Here is a 2,216-nt window from a genome sequence, read left to right as displayed (position 1 = left end):
CAGGCCCTGACGGCGTACCTTTTGTATAATGGGTCAGCGACTTAGTTTTGCGAGCGAGCTTAAGCCGTTAGGTGTAGGCGAAGCGAAAGCGAGTCTGAACAGGGCGTTCAGTTCGTAGGACTAGACCCGAAACCGAGTGATCTAGCCATGGGCAGGTTGAAGGTGGAGTAACACCCACTGGAGGACCGAACCCACGTCTGTTGAAAAAGACGGGGATGACCTGTGGCTAGGGGTGAAAGGCCAATCAAACTCGGAAATAGCTGGTTCTCCGCGAAAGCTATTTAGGTAGCGCGTCGTGTGATTACCTGCGGGGGTAGAGCACTGGATCGGGACGGGGGGCGCGAGCCTTACCAACTCGAACCAAACTCCGAATACCGCAGAGTACAGCACGGCAGACAGACTCCGGGTGCTAAGGTCCGGGGTCAAGAGGGAAACAGCCCAGACCGCCAGCTAAGGTCCCCAAGTCGTAGCTAAGTGGGAAAGGATGTGGGACGGCCAAAACAACCAGGAGGTTGGCTTAGAAGCAGCCATCCTTTAAAGAAAGCGTAACAGCTCACTGGTCTAATAGCTGTCCTGCGCCGAAGATGTACCGGGGCTCAAGCTACGCACCGAAGCTGCGGACTTGTCTTTGACAAGTGGTAGCGGAGCGTTCCGTAGGCCTGCGAAGGTGAACCGTGAGGTTTGCTGGAGGTATCGGAAGCGAGAATGCTGACATGAGTAGCGATAAACAGGGTGAGAAACCCTGTCGCCGAAAGTCCAAGGGTTCCTGCGCAAGGCTAATCCGCGCAGGGTGAGCCGGCCCCTAAGGCGAGGCCGAAAGGCGTAGCCGATGGGAACCAGGTTAATAGTCCTGGGCCTGTGGGAAGTGACGCGCCCCGTAAGTCGTTTCTCCTTATCGGATTGGAGAGGCGGCGAAGGGGGGCCTGGAAATAACTCCCACGTATAGACCGTACCCGAAACCGACACAGGTGGACTGGTAGAGTATACCAAGGCGCTTGAGAGAATGGTGTTGAAGGAACTAGGCAAAATACCCCCGTAACTTCGGGAGAAGGGGGCCTTCCTGTTGGGCAACCAGCAGGGAGGGGCACAGACCAGGGGGTGGCGACTGTTTACTAAAAACACAGGGCTCTGCGAAGTCGCAAGACGACGTATAGGGTCTGACGCCTGCCCGGTGCCGGAAGGTTAAGAGGAGGGGTTCACGCTCTGAATCGAAGCCCCGGTAAACGGCGGCCGTAACTATAACGGTCCTAAGGTAGCGAAATTCCTTGTCGGGTAAGTTCCGACCTGCACGAATGGCGTAACGACTTCCCCGCTGTCTCCAACACCAACTCAGCGAAATTGAATTCTCCGTGAAGATGCGGAGTTCCCGCGGTTAGACGGAAAGACCCCGTGAACCTTTACTACAGCTTCGCAGTGGCATCAGGGTTCGAATGTGTAGGATAGGTGGGAGGCTTTGAAGCATGGGCGCCAGCCTGTGTGGAGCCGTCCTTGAAATACCACCCTTTCGGACCTTGATGTCTAACCGCGTCCCGTCATCCGGGACCGGGACCCTGCGTGGCGGGTAGTTTGACTGGGGCGGTCGCCTCCCAAAGAGTAACGGAGGCGCGCGATGGTGGGCTCAGACCGGTCGGAAATCGGTCGTCGAGTGCAAGAGCAGAAGCCCGCCTGACTGTGACATCGACGGATGGAACAGAGACGAAAGTCGGCTCTAGTGATCCGGTGGTCCCGAGTGGAAGGGCCATCGCTCAACGGATAAAAGGTACTCCGGGGATAACAGGCTGATACCGCCCAAGAGTCCACATCGACGGCGGTGTTTGGCACCTCGATGTCGGCTCATCACATCCTGGGGCTGGAGCAGGTCCCAAGGGTATGGCTGTTCGCCATTTAAAGTGGTACGTGAGCTGGGTTTAGAACGTCGTGAGACAGTTCGGTCCCTATCTGCCGTGGGTGTAGGACGCTTGAGAGGATCTGTCCCTAGTACGAGAGGACCGGGATGGACGTACCTCTGGTGTACCAGTTGTCGCGCCAGCGGCACCGCTGGGTAGCTATGTACGGACGGGATAACCGCTGAAAGCATCTAAGCGGGAAACCCACCTCAAAACCAGGCGTCCCTGAGAGCCGTGAAAGACCATCACGTCGATAGGCCGGGTGTGGAAGTGCAGCAATGCATGCAGCTAACCGGTACTAATCGCTCGATAGGCTTCGATCACCGCCCG

General features: G+C 57.1%; 1 rRNA gene. It reads left to right on the top strand.

What is annotated here, in order from left to right:
• Positions 1-2,209 (top strand): 23S ribosomal RNA (locus CRP50_RS24670); the annotation flags it as partial.
• Positions 2,210-2,216: the final 7 nt, after the last annotated feature.

The organism is Caenispirillum bisanense (assembly GCF_900230255.1).
Classification (GTDB): Bacteria; Pseudomonadota; Alphaproteobacteria; order Rhodospirillales; family Rhodospirillaceae; genus Caenispirillum; species Caenispirillum bisanense_A.
The sequence above is the reverse complement of the archived record's forward strand: the minus strand, read 5'-3'. Positions and strand labels throughout refer to the sequence as shown.